The following is a 17,187-nucleotide window of genomic DNA, read 5'->3' as shown; positions in this document are numbered from 1 at the left end:
TTGCGAAAAAAGATAATGACAATGTGTAAAGACAGGTGTAAACTTATACGGTAATCATTTTCGATTTGAGGTGCTGCTTATGAACAAACAACCTGCCGTCACTCCGCGAAAACTTCTGGCGATTGCCGGAATGGGCTGGCTGTTTGATGCGATGGATGTCGGAATTTTATCGTTTATTATCGCCGCGCTTCACACTGATTGGAATTTAACACCCGATCAAATGAAATGGATCGGAAGCGTCAATTCCATCGGTATGGCAGCGGGCGCCTTTGTATTCGGAATGCTGGCCGACAGGATCGGCCGGAAAAAAGTGTTTATGATCACGCTGTTATTCTTTTCTGTCGGAAGCGGCATATCCGCTTTCGCAACGGGATTGACGGTTTTTCTCATATTGCGTTTTCTGATCGGAATGGGGCTTGGCGGGGAACTGCCTGTCGCCTCGACGCTCGTGTCAGAAGCGTCCGCTCCCGAAAAGCGGGGACGGATCATCGTGCTGCTTGAGAGCTTTTGGGCCGCGGGCTGGCTTCTTGCGGCGGTGATTTCCTACTTTGTCATACCGTCATTCGGCTGGCAGGCCGCGCTGCTCTTAACGGCGCTGGCCGCATTTTATGCGCTGTACTTGCGGAGAAGCCTTCCGGAATCACCGGCGCATCAGGCATTGCCGCAGAAAAAAAGCATACGCGGGCAGGCGGGAAGTGTCTGGACGAAACCGTATATCCGGCCGACGGTGCTGCTGTCTGTCGTTTGGTTCTGCGTCGTCTTTTCATATTACGGCATGTTTTTATGGCTGCCGAGCGTGATGCTGATGAAAGGCTACAGCATGATTGAGAGCTTCGAATACGTCCTTCTGATGACACTTGCCCAGCTTCCCGGATATTTCTCTGCGGCGTGGCTGATCGAAAAAGCGGGGCGGAAGACCATCTTAGTCATCTATTTGCTCGGAACGGCGGGCAGCGCTTATTTCTTCGGTGCCGCGGATTCATTGGCCATGCTGCTCACAGCGGGCATGCTGCTGTCCTTCTTCAATCTCGGCGCATGGGGCGTGCTTTACGCCTATACACCGGAGCAGTACCCTGCGGCGATCCGTGCGACCGGTTCCGGCACAACGGCGGCCGTCGGCAGAATCGGCGGCATTTTCGGTCCGCTTCTCGTCGGATCGCTTGCAGCCCGGAACGTTTCGTTTACATTGATTTTCGCCGTCTTTTGTGCGGCCATCCTGATTGCCGTCATCACCATTATTATTCTCGGAAAAGAAACGAAACAGACAGAGCTTGCGCAATGAGCACCCTTTTGGGGTGCTTTTTTTAGTGAGCGGTCTGCTGACAGACCTATATTTTTCCTTATATTCCTTATTTTTAGGAGGGGAAAACTTCTTTTTTCAGGACAATGTCGCGAAAAAATTCTTGTTTTTGTAAAAAAAGGATAGGAAATCAGTTTGCAGCACATTCGGTGGAAACGTTCTCAAGCCTGATAAAAGCCCGATTTACTTTATAATTTATCCTCAATAAGGAGGATTAGAGAGTATTTAGAAGCATACCAGAGGAAAATAAGACACAGGGATGTTTTTAAAGTAATGATACAAAATAAACGGGATTATGATGTTTGTTTGACTTATTACAAACGTGTTACGGTATTAAAGATTGCTTATTATGGAGGGAAAATATGAATTTGGATGAGAAACCAATTAAGATAAAAGTCGAAAATGTATCTAAGGTTTTCGGAAAACAGACAAAAAAAGCCATTCAGATGCTGTCCAGCGGAAAAAACAAAAAAGAGATCCTGAAAGCGACCGGATCAACCGTTGGTGTCAATCAAGCAAACTTTGATGTATATGATGGGGAGATATTTGTCATCATGGGTCTATCGGGGAGCGGTAAATCAACTTTAGTTCGGCTGTTAAACCGGCTTATTGAACCGACTGCCGGGAATATTTATATTGATGGTGACATGATAACAAATATGTCAAAAGACCAGCTCCGGGAAGTGCGCCGGAAAAAAATCAGCATGGTCTTTCAAAAATTTGCACTGTTTCCGCACAGAACGATTCTTGAAAATACGGAATACGGCCTGGAGCTTCAAGGCGTCGACAAAAAAGAGCGTGAGCAAAAAGCGCTTGATTCGCTTAAACTTGTCGGTCTTGAAGGCTTTGAACACCAATTCCCAGATCAGCTCAGCGGAGGAATGCAGCAGCGTGTCGGACTTGCGCGCGCATTGACGAATGATCCTGACATTCTTCTGATGGATGAAGCTTTCAGTGCGCTTGATCCGCTGATCCGCAAAGACATGCAGGATGAGCTTTTAGACCTTCATGACTCTGTCGGCAAGACGATCATCTTTATCACGCATGATCTTGATGAAGCATTGCGCATCGGCGACAGAATCGTGCTGATGAAAGACGGTAACATCGTTCAGATCGGGACGCCTGAAGAAATTCTGATGAGCCCGTCCAATGAATACGTTGAGAAATTCGTTGAGGACGTTGATTTATCCAAAGTTCTGACAGCGGGCCACATCATGAAGCGCGCTGAAACCGTGCGGATTGACAAAGGGCCTCGTGTAGCGCTGCAGCTCATGAAGAATCTCGGTATTTCTTCTATTTACGCCGTTGATAAACAGAAACAGCTTCTCGGCGTCATTCACGCGGCGGATGCGAAAAAAGCGGTGGAATCCGACTTATCGCTTCAGGATATTCTAAATACTGAATTTACGACTGTAAACGAAAGCACGTACTTGACGGAAATTTTCGATGTCGTGTCTGATGCGAATATTCCGATCGCCGTCACGGACGATAAGGACCGCATGAAAGGCATTGTCGTAAAAGGCGCATTAATCGGCGCGCTTTCAGGAAATAACGATTATATAAATGTTGAAGATTCTGCTGAACAAGCTCAGGATTCTTCTGTTCAGGGGGTGAAGTAAATGGACAGATTGCCTAGAATTCCGTTAGCAGATATCGTTGACCGGTTTGTTGACTGGCTTACCATGACGTTCGGAGGTTTCTTTGACGGAATCTCAAACGGTTTGGCCGCTTTCGTAAACGCGATTGTGAGCGGTTTGGGTTTCATCCCGTCTATTTTATTGACTGTTATTTTTGCAGCTCTCGCTTGGTGGATCAGTACGAGAGGAATTGCACTCTTTACGTTAATCGGATTCCTTGTTATTGATTATTTGGGTTATTGGTCGCCGATGTTGCAAACGTTGGCGCTTGTCGTCACATCTGTTTTGATTTCCATTATTATCGGGGTTCCGATCGGCATATGGGCGTCTCAGAAAGAAACGGTCCGCCGCATTGTTACACCGATTCTGGATTTAATGCAGACCATGCCGGCTTTCGTATATCTGCTGCCTGCAATTTTCTTCTTTAATATCGGGGTTGTGCCAGGCGTCGTGGCATCTGTTATTTTCGCGATGCCTCCGACGATCCGCATGACGGTTCTCGGTATTAAACAAGTTCCGGCTGATTTGATCGAAGCGACGGAAGCATTCGGTTCAACGACGTCTCAGCGTCTGTTCAAGGTACAGCTTCCGCTTGCCACAAAAACAATTCTTGCCGGCATTAACCAAAGCATCATGCTTGCTTTGTCAATGGTCGTTATCGCGGCCATGGTCGGTGCGCCGGGTCTCGGTTCTGAAGTATACAGCGCCGTGACACAGTTGAAAACCGGTGTCGGAGTGGAAGCGGGTATCGCGATCGTTATCGTAGCGATTACACTCGACCGTATCACGCAAAACATTAAAGTGAAGAAGAAGAGCAGGGGGAATGCCTGATGCTTAAGAAAATCATCGGTGTCGGCGTTACCGCTGCGCTGGCTCTTTCTTTGGCTGCCTGCGGTTCGCAGACTGATGGTAAGGCAACGGCTGCGGACCAGGTGAACAAAACCATTATCGGTATTGATCCGGGATCGGGAATCATGGCCCTGACGGATGAGGCCGTGAAGGATTACGGATTGAAAGACTGGAATGTCGTCACGGCGTCAAGTGCTGCCATGACGGCGACATTGAAGAAATCATATGACCGGAAAAAGCCGATCATCGTAACGGGCTGGACGCCGCACTGGATGTTCTCCAGATACAAGCTGAAGTTCCTTGATGATCCGAAAAAAACGTACGGAACTGCCGAGCAGATTCATACGATTACAAGAACCGGCTTCAGTAAGGAACAGCCTAACGCGGCCAAAGTTCTCAGCCAGTTCAAATGGACGCAGGACGATATGGGAGAAGTCATGATTGCCGTTGAAGAAGGCGAAAAGCCGGCCAAAGCCGCTGCTGAATATGTGAAAAAACACAAAGATCAAGTAGCTCAATGGACAAAAGGCGCCCATAAAGTCAAAGGGGATAAAATTAACCTGGCATATGTGGCTTGGGACAGTGAAATCGCAAGTACGAACGTGGTCGGAAAAGTATTTCAAGACCTCGGCTATGACGTGAAGCTGACGCAAGTGGAGGCCGGACCGATGTGGACTGCGATTGCGACAGGCAGCGCGGATGCGTCATTGTCTGCTTGGCTTCCGAATACCCATAAGGCATATGCGTCTAAATATAAAGGCAAATATGAAGATGTAGGAACGAGTCTGACAGGCGTCAAGATGGGTCTGGTCGTTCCTCAGTATATGAAAAACGTCAATTCAATTGAAGATTTGAAGAAATAACGAAGAAAAGCAGCCCTGTAACGGGCTGCTTTTTTTATGCTTCAAACGATTTGAGGACGGCAGCCGTTAATATCTCAACGCCTGTAAAGATGGCGCTTCGGTCAAATGTCATTTGGGGATGGTGAAGCCCCGGCTGCAGACCGCATCCTAGGCCGAGCATCGTCGTTTTTAAGTTCGGCACCTTTAACCCGTAAAAGTGAAAATCCTCTCCTCCGGTTGTCACAAGAGGTTCATCCACATGTTCTTCTCCGAGAATGCCGCTTATCGCAGATGCCATGATGGCTTCCGCCTCTTTGTTTCGCTCGGCTGCCGGGAGGCTGTGTTCTTTTTGCAGTTCGATTTTTGCGCCGAATGCGGCAGCCGCCGCCTCACAGGCTCTTTCGGTTTCGGCGGTTAATTTCTCCATGGCGGCATTGGTTTGTGCGCGGAGATCAAGGCTGAACGATGCTTTTCCCGGAATGATATTGGAACTCTCACCGCCTGCCTGAAGCTTTGTCATCTTCACGGAATGCGGGATGCCGGGATCAAGATGAATGAAGCTGAGTTTTTGGACGAGAAGAGCGGCGATTTCGATACTGTTAAGGCCGAGATGCGGTCTCGCGCCGTGGGCTTCTTCTCCGATAATCAGGCCTTCTATATGCTGGCTTGAGCCATGCAGAATGGACGGTGCGCATCGGCCGTTTGCCGTTTCCTGTACGGGGCGCACGTGCACGCCGTATAAGAAGTCAACATCATCCAGTACGCCTTTTTCAATCATTTTCAGCGCTCCGCCGCCTTTTTCTTCAGCTGGCTGAAAAATAAAGCGGATGGTGCCCTTCGGAAGTTTCGGCTGACTCTTTAAAAGCATCATCGTGCCGAGCGCCATCGTCATATGTGAATCATGTCCGCATGAATGGTTCGCCTGAAAGACACCGTCCACTTCCTGCCACAGCGCGTCAATATCCGCCCGGACAGCCACAACCGGCGAGCCTTCTCCGATTTCGCCGACAACACCGGTACAATCATCAAACGTGCGGGTCCGGCAGCCGGCCTCTTTCAGTTTTTCAGTCAGATATTCAGTTGTTTGATATTCTTTCCAGCTTACTTCGGGATTGGCGTGCAGGTGGTCAAAAATATCCATAATGACTTGCTTTTCATGCGCTGTGAGTCTGTTCATGCCGTAAGTCCTCCTTCAAAAGCTGTCTGTTTTTTATTTTTGATATTGAAAACAGGCAATCGGTCTGTATATAATATAGCACATATCTGTATTTTCTGAATAGTTTATAAATTTAAAGCGGGATGGTGATGTTATGGCTGTGCCGAAGGCCGAACCTGTATTGAAAAAGAAGAAATTGTTTGTGATGCCTGATGCTTATGTGCTGCTGTTCATTGTCGCTTTACTATGCGCGATAGCGTCGTACATCGTTCCCGCAGGGGAATTTGACAGAGTGACAAAGGGCAGTGTGACGTCCGCCGTCCCGGGAAGCTATCATTCTTTAGACCAGTCTCCTGTCAGCCCGATCGCTTTTTTTACCGCGATTCAGGAAGGGATGACAAGTTCCGCGCCGATTATTTTTTTAATCCTGTTTACGGGCGGCACCATTGCGATTTTGGAGAAAACGGGCGCCATCAATGGATTGATCAGTAATGTCATCAGTACGTTCCGCACAAAACAGCTGCTGTTTATTGCGATTGTCGGATCTCTATTTTCGATCCTCGGCACAACCGGCATCGTCGTTAATTCCGTGATCGGTTTTATTCCGATCGGCCTGATCGTCGCCCGCTCGCTGAAATGGGACGCCGTGGCCGGAGCGGCCGTCATTTATATCGGCTGCTATGCCGGGTTTAACGCGACGATTTTATCACCTTCACCGCTCGGGTTATCACAAAGCATCGCGGAGCTGCCGCTGTTTTCCGGTATCGGCCTGCGGATTGCCGTCTACATTTGTTTTCTGTTATCATCTATTTTATATATTTATCGGTATACGAGAAAACTCAGAAAAGCAAAGGACGCCAGCCTGCTGGGGAACGATTGGTTTCCGGCGGCAGGTTCACTCCCGCAGGTTTCTGAGCCGGAGGACAAGCATGTCCCGTTTACCGTCCGCCATAAATTGATTCTGGCTGTTGCGGCTTTGTCGCTTGCCGGCTTTTTATACGGCGCGCTTACTCTTGGCTGGTCTGATTCAGAGATGGCCGCCGTGTTCATTTTTATCTCAATCGTGTCCGGACTGATTGCGGGAATGGCGGCAAATGATATTGCAAAAACGTTTATTACAGGCTGTCAGGGGCTCGTTTACGGTGCGCTGATCGTCGGAATGGCGAGAAGCATTTCCGTTATCCTGGAACATGGAAAGCTGCTTGATACGGTAGTCAATGGACTTGCGTCACTGCTGCACGGTTTCAGCCCGATGGCAGGCGCCATCGGAATGTATATTTCCAGCGCCCTGCTTCATTTTCTGATTTCATCGGGCTCAGGGGAGGCGGTCGTATTTATTCCGATCTTGGCGCCGCTTGCCGATCTGATGGGCATCACGAGACAGGTCGCGGTTGAAGCGGTCATGCTTGGGGAAGGCGTCGTAAACTGTGTCAATCCGACTTCCGGCGTGCTGATGGCCGTACTGGCTGCCAGCGGCATTCCGTACGTAAAGTGGCTTCGCTTCATGATTCCGCTGGCGCTGATTTGGTTTGTCATCGGTCTCGTGTTTATCTGCATAGGCGTCCTGATCAATTGGGGCCCTTATTAACATTTTTGTCAATGATATTTCGGTTTATCATTATGAATCGGCAAGATATAATGGGAGTTGTAAGCCATTCTTAATAGTGCGGGAGGAAGTCATGAATCAGCGTCGGAACAGACTTTCAAACGTGAATGGAAAGAGTGAGAGTGTGAAAGAGAAAGAACGAATGATTTGGTCAGAAGTCGGAATGCTTGTGGGCACACTGTCTTTGCTTGACATCATCGTACGCGGACTTGTTCTGAACTGTCCGTTTAGGGAATGGGCCGGAAGCTTGGCGGTTTTCTTCATTATAATTGTTTATTATTGCATCAGGGCGGGAGCGTCGGGAATGCTCATGCCGAGAATAGACACCAAAGAAGAACTGCAAAAGCGGGTGAAGCAGCAGCGGATAGATTCAATTGCGGTCACTTTTGCGGTAGCGGCGATTACGATGTACGACAGGGGGTTTCCCCATACATTCTTTGCTTGGCTGAAAATGATCTTTCTTTTTATCGTCTGCGGAGGCATTCTGTTTCTGCTTCGGTATGTCATTGTGAAGCTGTCTTACAGAAGAGCGATAAAAGAAATAAAAAAGAAATCATCTTGACAGGTGGTTTCTTTTTTTGTTTGAAAGCGGGAAGTCCTTTTAATTGATAGGAATATAGATTTGAATTCACTCTGTCACGTTGCTTTGATAGAGAGAGTGTGATAAGTTGAAATGTAAGCGTTAACAAAATTATCCAGTCTTCACAACAGTTGAAAGGAGCTGAAGAAAGAGTAAGAGGAATTTTTGACTCCGCAGTCAGTCTTCAAAAATGAAATAAGGAGTGTCAAAAATGTTTGAAAAACGATTCAAAACCTCTTTACTGCCGTTATTCGCCGGATTTTTATTGCTGTTTCATTTGGTTTTGTCAGGCCCGGCGGCTGCAAACGCTGAAACTGCAAACAAATCGAATAAGGTGACCGCGTCATCGGTCAAAAACGGGACCATCCTTCATGCATGGAATTGGTCGTTCAATACGTTAACACAAAATATGAAAGATATTCGTGATGCGGGCTATGCAGCCATTCAGACGTCGCCGATTAACCAAGTAAAGGAAGGGAACCAAGGAGATAAAAGCATGAGGAACTGGTACTGGCTGTATCAGCCGACATCGTACCAAATCGGCAACCGTTACTTAGGCACTGAACAAGAATTTAAGGACATGTGTGCAGCCGCGGAAAAGTATGGCGTAAAAGTCATTGTCGATGCGGTTATCAATCATACTACCAGCGATTATGGCGCGATTTCTGACGAGATTAAGCGTATTCCAAACTGGACCCATGGAAACACACAAATTAAAAATTGGTCGGATCGATGGGACGTCACTCAAAATTCATTGCTTGGGCTGTATGATTGGAATACACAGAATACTGAGGTGCAGGCCTATCTGAAACGTTTCTTGGAAAGAGCATTGAATGACGGAGCAGACGGGTTCCGCTATGATGCCGCCAAGCATATAGAGCTTCCGGATGATGGGAATTACGGCAGCCAATTTTGGCCGAATATCACAAATACATCGGCGGAGTTCCAATACGGAGAAATCCTGCAAGACAGCGCGTCCAGAGATACTGCTTATGCGAATTATATGAATGTGACGGCTTCTAACTACGGGCATTCCATCAGATCCGCTTTAAAGAACCGTAATCTGAGTGTGTCGAATATCTCCCGTTATGCATCTGACGTGTCTGCGGACAAGTTAGTCACATGGGTGGAATCACATGATACGTATGCCAATGATGATGAAGAGTCCACATGGATGAGTGATGACGATATTCGTTTAGGCTGGGCAGTGATTGGTTCCCGCTCAGGAAGCACGCCTCTTTTCTTTTCCAGACCTGAGGGCGGAGGAAATGGTGTAAGATTTCCCGGAAAAAGTCAAATAGGAGATCGCGGGAGCGCCTTATTTAAAGATCAGGCGATCACTGCGGTCAATACATTTCACAATGTAATGGCCGGGCAGCCTGAGGAACTCTCGAATCCGAATGGGAACAACCAAATCTTTATGAATCAGCGCGGCTCAAAAGGCGTTGTGCTGGCAAATGCAGGATCGTCTTCTGTCACCATCAATACTTCAACGAAATTACCTGACGGCAGGTATGATAATAGGGCCGGCGCCGGTTCATTTCAAGTAGCGAACGGCAAACTGACAGGTACGATCAATGCCAGATCGGCGGCTGTTCTTTATCCTGATGATATTGGAAATGCGCCTCATGTCTTTCTTGAGAATTACCAAACGGGGGCAGTCCATTCTTTCAATGATCAGCTGACGGTCACCCTGCGTGCAAATGCGAAAACAACAAAAGCCGTTTACCAAATCAATAATGGGCAGCAGACAGCATTTAAGGATGGAGACCGACTAACGATCGGGAAAGGAGATCCAATCGGCACGACTTACAACATCAAGTTAACCGGAACGAACGGCGAGGGTGCAGCGAGAACCCAAGAATACACGTTTGTCAAAAAAGACCCGTCCCAAACCAACATCATTGGCTATCAAAACCCGGACCATTGGGGCCAGGTAAATGCTTATATCTATAAACATGATGGAGGCAGGGCCATAGAATTAACCGGATCGTGGCCGGGGAAAGCCATGACTAAGAATGCAGATGGAATGTACACGCTGACGCTGCCTGCGAATGCGGATACGGCCAACGCCAAAGTGATTTTTAACAATGGCAGCGCCCAAGTGCCCGGACAGAACCAGCCCGGCTTTGATTATGTGCAGAATGGTTTGTATAACAACTCCGGTTTGAATGGTTATCTTCCGCATTAATGGATAGGGCCATCATCACATCAGCGTGCCGGCAAACCCCCGCTTCTGGGAAAGGGACAGCGAGTCTTCAATCACGCTGAAAAGATGACAGCATCCTAAAACGGGTTCCGTTTTAGGATGTTGTCAACAATCTGGAAACCATCACCGATATTTTTTTGTCCAAAAATCAAACTTTTCTCTTGCAAAAGTTTGTGAAGTGTTGCACAATATAAATGTGAAATACTTCACAAGATAAAAACAGACACCACGAAACACTGGAGGATGAGCATACATGATGAACGAACGAGTGAACAAAGTAGCATTAATCGGAGCAGGTTTTGTTGGAAGCAGTTATGCATTTGCGTTAATTAACCAAGGGATCACAGATGAGCTTGTGATCATTGATGTAAATAGAGAAAAAGCCATGGGAGATGTCATGGATTTAAATCACGGAAAGGCATTTGCGCCTCATCCGGTCAAAACGTCTTACGGCACATATGAGGATTGTAAGGATGCCGATATCGTGTGCATCTGTGCAGGAGCCAATCAAAAACCGGGTGAAACGAGACTTGAGCTGGTCGAAAAAAATCTCGCCATTTTTAAAAGCATTGTCGGTGAAGTAATGGCAAGCGGATTTGACGGCATCTTCCTCGTTGCCACAAACCCGGTCGACATTCTCACTTATGCGACATGGACATTCAGCGGGCTGCCGAAAGAACGCGTCATCGGAAGCGGCACGACACTGGATTCTGCGCGATTCCGTTATATGCTGAGCGAATACTTCGGAGCCGCTCCGCAAAACGTACACGCCCACATTATCGGCGAGCACGGCGATACCGAGCTTCCTGTATGGAGTCACGCCAATATCGGCGGAGTGCCGGTGCAGCAATTGCTGGAGAAAAATGAAGCTTACAAACAGGACGAGCTGGATCAGATCGTTGACGATGTGAAAAATGCGGCCTACCATATTATCGAGAAAAAAGGCGCGACATATTACGGAGTGGCGATGAGCCTCGCCCGCATCACAAAAGCGATTTTGCGTAATGAAAACAGCATTTTAACCGTCAGCACATATCTGGACGGCCAATACGGTGTAAACGACGTCTTTATCGGCGTTCCGGCCGTCATCAATCGGAACGGCATCGCAGGTGTGACGGAACTTGAGCTGAATGAAACAGAACAGGCTCAATTCAGCCGCAGCGCAAACGTGCTGAAAGATATTCTCGCTCCGCATTTCGCAGAGTAAACAAAAAAGCAGTACATGACAAACGCCATGTACTGCTTTTTTCAATTCGCTTTTTTCGCCATTTCCTGAGAGGTTTTTACTCTCGCTTTTCCCATAAACAAAATGGTAACGGCCGCAATGACGATCGGCGCCAGCGCAAGCGTAAATACATATGTGATGCTTTGCGACATGGCGTCAATAATGCGATCCAGAATGTGCGGCGGAATATGAGCGCGCGTGCCGGCCTGGAAAATCTCCTGCGGATTTCCGATGTTCTGCATCGCGCCGCCCGCTCCTTTCATGCCGCTGAATGAATCTGTGAGCTTGTTAGTAAACACATTCGTCTGAATGGTTCCGAAAATCGTCACACCGAGCGTCATACCGAATGATCTCAAAAACGAGTTTGTTGAGTTGGCGCTTCCGCGGTAACGCGGCTCCAGATCGTTCATGGACGCGGCCGGCAGCAGTGAGAAGTTGAAGCCGACGCCGAATCCTGAGATCAGCATGAATACCGTCAGCATCGTACGCGCCGTATCCGGTGTCATATTGGAAAGCAGCAGCATTCCGATAAAGAAAGCGACCACGGAAATCAGCATTAAATTGCGGAACCGCACTTTCGTCTGGAAAATTCCGCCGATCATACTTCCGATAACAGAACCGATCATCATCGGCGTCAAAATAAAGCCCGCGCTTGTCGCGGTGCTTCCGTACACAGCCTGAACGAAGATCGGGATAAACACCGCTAAAATGACGAACGTGGCTCCGTAAAGGAACGCCAGAATCTGTGCCGTAGCAAATAAACGGTTTTTAAACATCCAAAATGAGATAATCGGTTCTTCCGCTTTTCTTTCCACAATAAAAAAGGCGATAAAGAACACGGCGAACACAGCGAACAGACCGATGATCTGCACGGAGTTCCAATCATATGTTTTTCCGCCGAGCTCAAGAGCGAACATCAGACCGACAATGGAAACCACCAGCGTGATTGCGCCGGCCCAGTCGATTTTCTGCTTCTTGTGTTCAAGGGATTCTTTATAATAACGAAGAATGAAAAACAATGATAAAATACCGATCGGCACGTTGATGTAAAACACCCAGTGCCAGCTGATGGAGTCGGTAATGAGCGCGCCTAAAAGCGGCCCGAGAACGCTGGACAGGCCGAAAACGGCACCGAACATGCCCGACATTTTTCCGCGTTTTTCCGGCGGAAATAAATCAAAAATGATCGTGAAGGCGATCGGCATCAGCGCGCCTCCGCCGATTCCCTGAATGACGCGGTAAATAATGAGCTGATCCATTGTCTGGGCGATTCCGCATAACGCGGATCCGATTAAGAAAAGAATAAGACCGAATAAAAAGAAACGTTTGCGTCCGTACATATCGGACAGTTTTCCGTAAATCGGCATACCGGCCATAACGGCTACCATGTATGATGCCGTCACCCAAGCGAACTTATCGAAACTTCCGAGGTCCGCCACGATATTTCCCATCGCAGTGGCAACGATTGTATTATCCATAGCCGACATTAAAATGCCCAGCAAAAGACCGATGACGACAAACTTCGTCGAGGCGTCCTTCGCGGCTGTTTGTTCCATGCTTTTTCCTCCCATACTTACTTTTGATCATTAAATTTGCTATGATCATATTAGATTTGCCGAAAATTATCTTGATCGTCAAGATAAATTGATTTTATAGGGAGGCCTGTCAGTTGTCAACAAGAAATACCAGAAGCGAGACGGAGGAAACCGCGATACAGTTATTCCGAAAGATGGCCACAAGGACGATCCTGTTTCATCAGGCGGCCGCTCAATCTCTCGGTCTGTTTCCGACCGATTTAAAATCAGCTGATATCTTAAATGAAGCAGGCCCGATGACCGCAGGCGAGCTTGGGAAAAAAACCGGTCTCAGCACAGGTTCGGTAACGGCGCTCATTGACCGGCTCGAAAAAGCGGGATATGTCATGAGGAAAAAAGACCCCGAAGACAAACGTCGGGTGATTATCGTGCCGCTGACAGCCGGAAAGGCGAATGTGAAGCAATTGTTCAGCTCCTTATCCCAGTCTACGATCAGCCTTTGCCGGCAATATAAAGAAGAAGAACTGCGGCTGATATTCGATTTTTTAGGAAAAGCGACGGACATGATGGAAGACGAGCTTGAGAAATTAAAATAATATATCATAGCACGGCCCATTCATGAATAACTTGTACAAGTTGCATGAATGAGGGGGAAGCCAATGAACATCTTTTTAAGCTACATCGTTCTCGGGCTGTCATTGTCAGCACCTGTCGGACCGGTCAATGCGGCGCAAATTGACAAAGGCATCAAAAACGGCTTTTGGCATGCATGGATTTTCGGTCTTGGCGCCATGGCCGCGGATGGGCTGTATATGATTCTGATCTATTTCGGGCTGTCTCAATTTTTGACCGCTCCTTTTGTAAAAACGTTTTTGTGGCTCTTCGGTTTTTTCGTGCTGACCTATACGGGAGTCGAAACGCTAAAAAATATCAGGGAAGCCATGAATGTCAGAAGCGGAAAAGGAAAACCGGCTTTTTACAAAACATTCGGCGCGGGATTTTTTATTTCTCTTTCCAATCCGCTGAGCATTTTATTCTGGCTCGGCATATACGGCAGCATCCTCGCTAAAACCGCTGAATCCTTCGATGCAAATCAGCTTTTGATTTACAGCTCCGGCATTCTTCTCGGCATTTTGATCTGGGATTTCTGCATGGCGGTCGCCGCGAGCACTTTCAGAAATCTCCTTCATGAAAAAGCGCTCCGCTGGCTGACGGGAGCGGCGGGTGTGTCTTTGATCGTTTTCGGGTTTTATTTCGGATGGCAGGGGATTCAAATGCTCATCTCATAAATAGAAGAGTCACCCATCGCCTATCTCCATCATAACGTATCATGACGATACTGGAGGTGGGCCGATGGCAAGCGAGCTGTACACAAAAAGTTGCCTTGAGGAAAAGTTATTGGATCTGCCAAATTGGCAGAGAATCGCTTTTGAGCTTCTATCAGAAAAAGTAGGCGATAAAGCGGACGCGTTTCCGTGCATTCCCGGACGTCAGGGATTTTTGACAGATCAGCTCCGGATATCCTTTGCGGGTGATCCCCGCGAAGAGGGAACCCCGGAGGAAGTGGGACTACTGCTGTCCGAGTACGGAAAGATCTCAAGGAATACCGGAAAATACGCGTCGCTGCTTGTGATTTTTGATACGCCTGAGGATTTAGCTGAGTATTATTCCATTGAGGCGTATGAAGAGCTGTTCTGGTCTTTTTTAAACCGGCTGAGCGGCTGCGATCCGAAAGACTGGCCGGAAGACATACCGGAAGACCCTGAACATTATAAATGGGAGTTCTGCTTTGACGGCGAGCCGTATTTTATTCTGTGCGCGACGCCTGCGCATGAAGCGAGACAAAGCAGAAGCTTCCCGTTTTTTATGCTGGCGTTTCAGCCGAGATGGGTTTTCGAAGGATTAAATGATTCAACCGCGTTCGGACGAAACATGAGCCGGCTGATCAGAAAACGCTTAGAGGCGTATGATGAAGCCCCTCTTCATCCCCGATTGGGGTGGTACGGAGGAAAAGACAATTTAGAATGGAAGCAATATTTCCTCCGTGATGATGAGACGCAAGTGTCAAAGTGTCCCTTTTCTTATTTGAAGAGACTGTTTAAACCGACGAAATAAGCTATGATCCGGCAGGGCTGTGTCCCTGCTTTTTTTGTACGATCCATGTCACGATCGCAATGACGGCGAGAAAACAAAGGCTGACCAGAAAACCGGGCCGGCTCGATTTCTCAAACAGCGTCCCGGAGACGGCCGCGACAATCAGCACAAGGGCGATAACAATCTGTACGGTTCCCATCTTTGTCGTTTCGAGCAGTTTCTTGCCCGAGAACAAAATGAACAGCCACGTATAAAGAAGCATCAGGCCCGCCGCGGTCGTCATGTGTTCATATATATTTTTCGGCAGCACCAATGACAGGATGATGGAGACGATGAGTCCGGCAAACGTCAATCCGAGCGCAGGCCAGCAGATTTTTTTGTTTTCCTTTAATCTGAAGCATTTCGGCGCATCTCCGTCATCTGCCATCGTACAAAGCAATGTCGTCACGGCAAACAGCGAGGCGACGAGCGTGGAAAATCCCGCAATAATAAAAATCCCGTTAAAAATATCAAGAATGATATCTAAATGAAAACCCTTCAGCGATGTAATAAACGGGCTGTCCTGTTCGGTGAATTTGCCCAGCGGCACTAACAGCAGCGCCAGGCCGAGAGAAATGACGTAAATCACCGCAAGAACGGCAAGCATCAGCCGGCCTGATTTTGAGGCTTCCTCCGGCTTTTTCAAATGCACGGTCATCAGCCCCAAGACTTCAATTCCTCCGAAGGCGTAAAACGCATAAATCAATCCGGTCCATAACCCCATCGCTCCGTGCGGGAACAAATCCTTTGATTCGTTCGGCACCTGCACATCCGGTTTATGAGAAAATATACCGCACAGCGCCAATATGGCGATGACGATAAACATAACAATCGCCGCCGTCTTGACAACAGCGAGCACATTTTCCGTTTTTTGAAAAACGGACAGCCCCGTAAATATAATCAAGAGACCGAGCACCGCATAGATGGAGGCGAAAATCCACAGCGGCACATTCGGAAACCAATGCTTCGTAAATAGCGAGATCGCTGTCAGCTGGCTTCCAGTGATCAGCATCTCGGACGACCAGTACACCCATCCGTTGCTGAAACCGGCCCAAGTGCCGAAAGCCTTTCTCGCATAAGCGCAAAAAGACCCCTTTTCGGGCTGTTTGGCCGAGAGCTTCGCGAGCTGCTCAAAGACAAAATAGGTGCCAAGCCCGGCAATAAGAAATGAGATCAGCGCGGAATATCCGCTTTTGACAATAGCGATGCTGGACCCGAGAAAAAAGCCCGTCCCGATTGTGCAGCCGACGCCGATTAAGGAGAGCTGCCACCAAGCGAGATTCCCTTTAGGCTGGTCCTGTGATTTACTCATGAAGTTCAACCCCTTTATCAAAGCTTAGATTGCGGCCGTCAGAAGGGGAATATACATCCAATAAATTGCTTTACATGAAACAAACGGCCGGGGTTCATAATAGAAGAAAAAAAGGAGCAGTCTGATGACACAGCAATTTATCGTACCGCCGAAAAAAGGGCTCGGCCTGAAGGTTCACAAAGGGCAGATTATAAAAGTAGTCGATGTGGAAGGGCAGCAGGTGGCTGATTTTACGGCGTATCATGCCAAGGACTTTTATGAACATCTTGATCAGGGCGCGACGATTGATGCCAACCAGTCCATTCATGTAAAAACGGGTGATCATATTTATTCGAATTTATACAAGCCGATGCTGACGCTGATTGAGGATACAGTCGGCAAGCATGACCTGTTGCTTCCCGCCTGCCGTCCGGATATGAACAGGCTTTTATACGGAAAGCATAAAGACGAGCTCCAGGATACGTGCTATGACAATATGAGCGGGGCGCTTGAACCGTTCGGGGTGCCGCGGCCGCATATGCATTACCCATTTGCCATCTTTATGAACACGGTGCTCGATGAGAAGGGGAACTTATCAGTCGAAACGCCTCTTTCTGACGCGGGTGATTATGTACGGCTCCGTGCGGAAATGGATCTCGTCGTCGCGTTTTCATCCTGTCCGATTGAAAAAGGAAAATGCAACGGAGACAGCATCACGGCGCTGCGGGTGGAAATCAGCTGATCCCGGTGTATTTGATTCACTTAAAATCTGCACCTGTGCTATATTTAACAGAGAGTCGTACATAGTGGCATGATTCATTTTC

Annotated in this window: 15 protein-coding genes; 12 read left to right on the top strand and 3 right to left on the bottom strand. The window is 48.0% G+C overall.

Annotation, left to right across the window (positions count from 1 at the left end; translation table 11 throughout):
• Positions 1-79 precede the first annotated feature (79 nt).
• The 4 genes from BZ167_RS08080 (at position 80) to BZ167_RS08065 (ending at position 4,649) form a co-directional block, all read left to right on the top strand.
• A complete protein-coding gene (locus BZ167_RS08080; RefSeq protein ID WP_061861132.1) occupies positions 80-1,282 on the top strand; it encodes an MFS transporter in 1,203 nt (400 codons plus the stop codon).
• A 380-nt stretch (positions 1,283-1,662) separates the two neighbouring features.
• Positions 1,663-2,919, top strand: coding sequence for a glycine/proline betaine ABC transporter ATP-binding protein OpuAA (gene opuAA, locus BZ167_RS08075; RefSeq protein ID WP_015416756.1), 1,257 nt, complete (start codon positions 1,663-1,665; stop codon positions 2,917-2,919).
• Positions 2,920-3,768 carry a glycine/proline betaine ABC transporter permease subunit OpuAB gene (gene opuAB, locus BZ167_RS08070; protein WP_003156639.1) on the top strand — a complete coding sequence of 283 codons (849 nt, stop codon included), beginning with the start codon at positions 2,920-2,922 and terminating at the stop codon, positions 3,766-3,768.
• Positions 3,768-4,649: a glycine betaine ABC transporter substrate-binding protein gene (locus BZ167_RS08065; RefSeq protein ID WP_015416757.1), complete on the top strand. Its 882-nt coding sequence runs from the start codon at positions 3,768-3,770 to the stop codon at positions 4,647-4,649. Before opuAB ends, BZ167_RS08065 begins: the two co-directional genes overlap by 1 nt.
• Positions 4,650-4,683: 34 nt before the next feature.
• Here BZ167_RS08065 and BZ167_RS08060 read toward each other — a convergent pair whose 3' ends face one another.
• On the bottom strand, positions 4,684-5,805 hold the full coding sequence (locus tag BZ167_RS08060; protein WP_015416758.1) for a M20 peptidase aminoacylase family protein: 1,122 nt from the start codon (positions 5,803-5,805) through the stop codon (positions 4,684-4,686).
• Positions 5,806-5,938: 133 nt separating this feature from the next.
• Here BZ167_RS08060 and BZ167_RS08055 point away from each other — a divergent pair, with 133 nt between their 5' ends.
• The 4 genes from BZ167_RS08055 (at position 5,939) to BZ167_RS08040 (ending at position 11,386) form a co-directional block, all read left to right on the top strand.
• Complete coding sequence (locus tag BZ167_RS08055; RefSeq protein ID WP_007609251.1) at positions 5,939-7,372, top strand: YfcC family protein; 1,434 nt, start codon at positions 5,939-5,941, stop codon at positions 7,370-7,372.
• 91 nt (positions 7,373-7,463) lie between these two features.
• A complete protein-coding gene (locus BZ167_RS08050; protein ID WP_015416759.1) occupies positions 7,464-7,952 on the top strand; it encodes a DUF6773 family protein in 489 nt (162 codons plus the stop codon).
• Positions 7,953-8,181: 229 nt separating this feature from the next.
• The gene (amyE, locus tag BZ167_RS08045; RefSeq protein WP_015416760.1) at positions 8,182-10,161 is read left to right on the top strand and encodes an alpha-amylase; all 1,980 of its coding nucleotides are present in this window, start codon (positions 8,182-8,184) and stop codon (positions 10,159-10,161) included.
• A 271-nt stretch (positions 10,162-10,432) separates the two neighbouring features.
• Entirely contained in the window at positions 10,433-11,386 is a 954-nt protein-coding gene (locus BZ167_RS08040) for an L-lactate dehydrogenase (protein ID WP_015416761.1), read from the top strand.
• A 41-nt stretch (positions 11,387-11,427) separates the two neighbouring features.
• Here the strand turns inward: BZ167_RS08040 and BZ167_RS08035 are convergent, their stop codons facing one another.
• Positions 11,428-12,960, bottom strand: coding sequence for an MDR family MFS transporter (locus tag BZ167_RS08035; RefSeq protein WP_003156627.1), 1,533 nt, complete (start codon positions 12,958-12,960; stop codon positions 11,428-11,430).
• A gap of 113 nt (positions 12,961-13,073) precedes the next feature.
• On the opposite strand from BZ167_RS08035, the gene BZ167_RS08030 reads away from it, so the two are divergent.
• The 3 genes from BZ167_RS08030 to BZ167_RS08020 all read left to right on the top strand — a co-directional run bounded on the left by BZ167_RS08030 (position 13,074) and on the right by BZ167_RS08020 (position 15,054).
• Complete coding sequence (locus BZ167_RS08030) at positions 13,074-13,535, top strand: MarR family transcriptional regulator (RefSeq protein WP_003156626.1); 462 nt, start codon at positions 13,074-13,076, stop codon at positions 13,533-13,535.
• 63 nt (positions 13,536-13,598) lie between these two features.
• A complete protein-coding gene (locus tag BZ167_RS08025; protein ID WP_007409057.1) occupies positions 13,599-14,228 on the top strand; it encodes a LysE family translocator in 630 nt (209 codons plus the stop codon).
• A 64-nt stretch (positions 14,229-14,292) separates the two neighbouring features.
• The gene (locus BZ167_RS08020) at positions 14,293-15,054 is read left to right on the top strand and encodes a YqcI/YcgG family protein (protein WP_015416762.1); all 762 of its coding nucleotides are present in this window, start codon (positions 14,293-14,295) and stop codon (positions 15,052-15,054) included.
• A gap of 1 nt (position 15,055) precedes the next feature.
• Here BZ167_RS08020 and BZ167_RS08015 read toward each other — a convergent pair whose 3' ends face one another.
• Entirely contained in the window at positions 15,056-16,384 is a 1,329-nt protein-coding gene (locus BZ167_RS08015) for an amino acid permease (RefSeq protein WP_003156623.1), read from the bottom strand.
• 124 nt (positions 16,385-16,508) lie between these two features.
• Between BZ167_RS08015 and BZ167_RS08010 the strand changes: the two genes are divergently transcribed.
• Positions 16,509-17,105 (top strand): DUF1989 domain-containing protein, encoded by a 597-nt coding sequence (locus BZ167_RS08010; RefSeq protein ID WP_011996295.1) that lies wholly within the window; start codon positions 16,509-16,511, stop codon positions 17,103-17,105.
• Positions 17,106-17,187 lie beyond the last annotated feature (82 nt).

The organism is Bacillus sp. 275 (genome assembly GCF_001999205.1).
In the GTDB taxonomy this organism is placed as follows: domain Bacteria; phylum Bacillota; class Bacilli; order Bacillales; family Bacillaceae; genus Bacillus; species Bacillus velezensis.
Note: the sequence above shows the minus strand (reverse complement) of the source record. Positions and strands in the feature narration are given on the sequence as shown.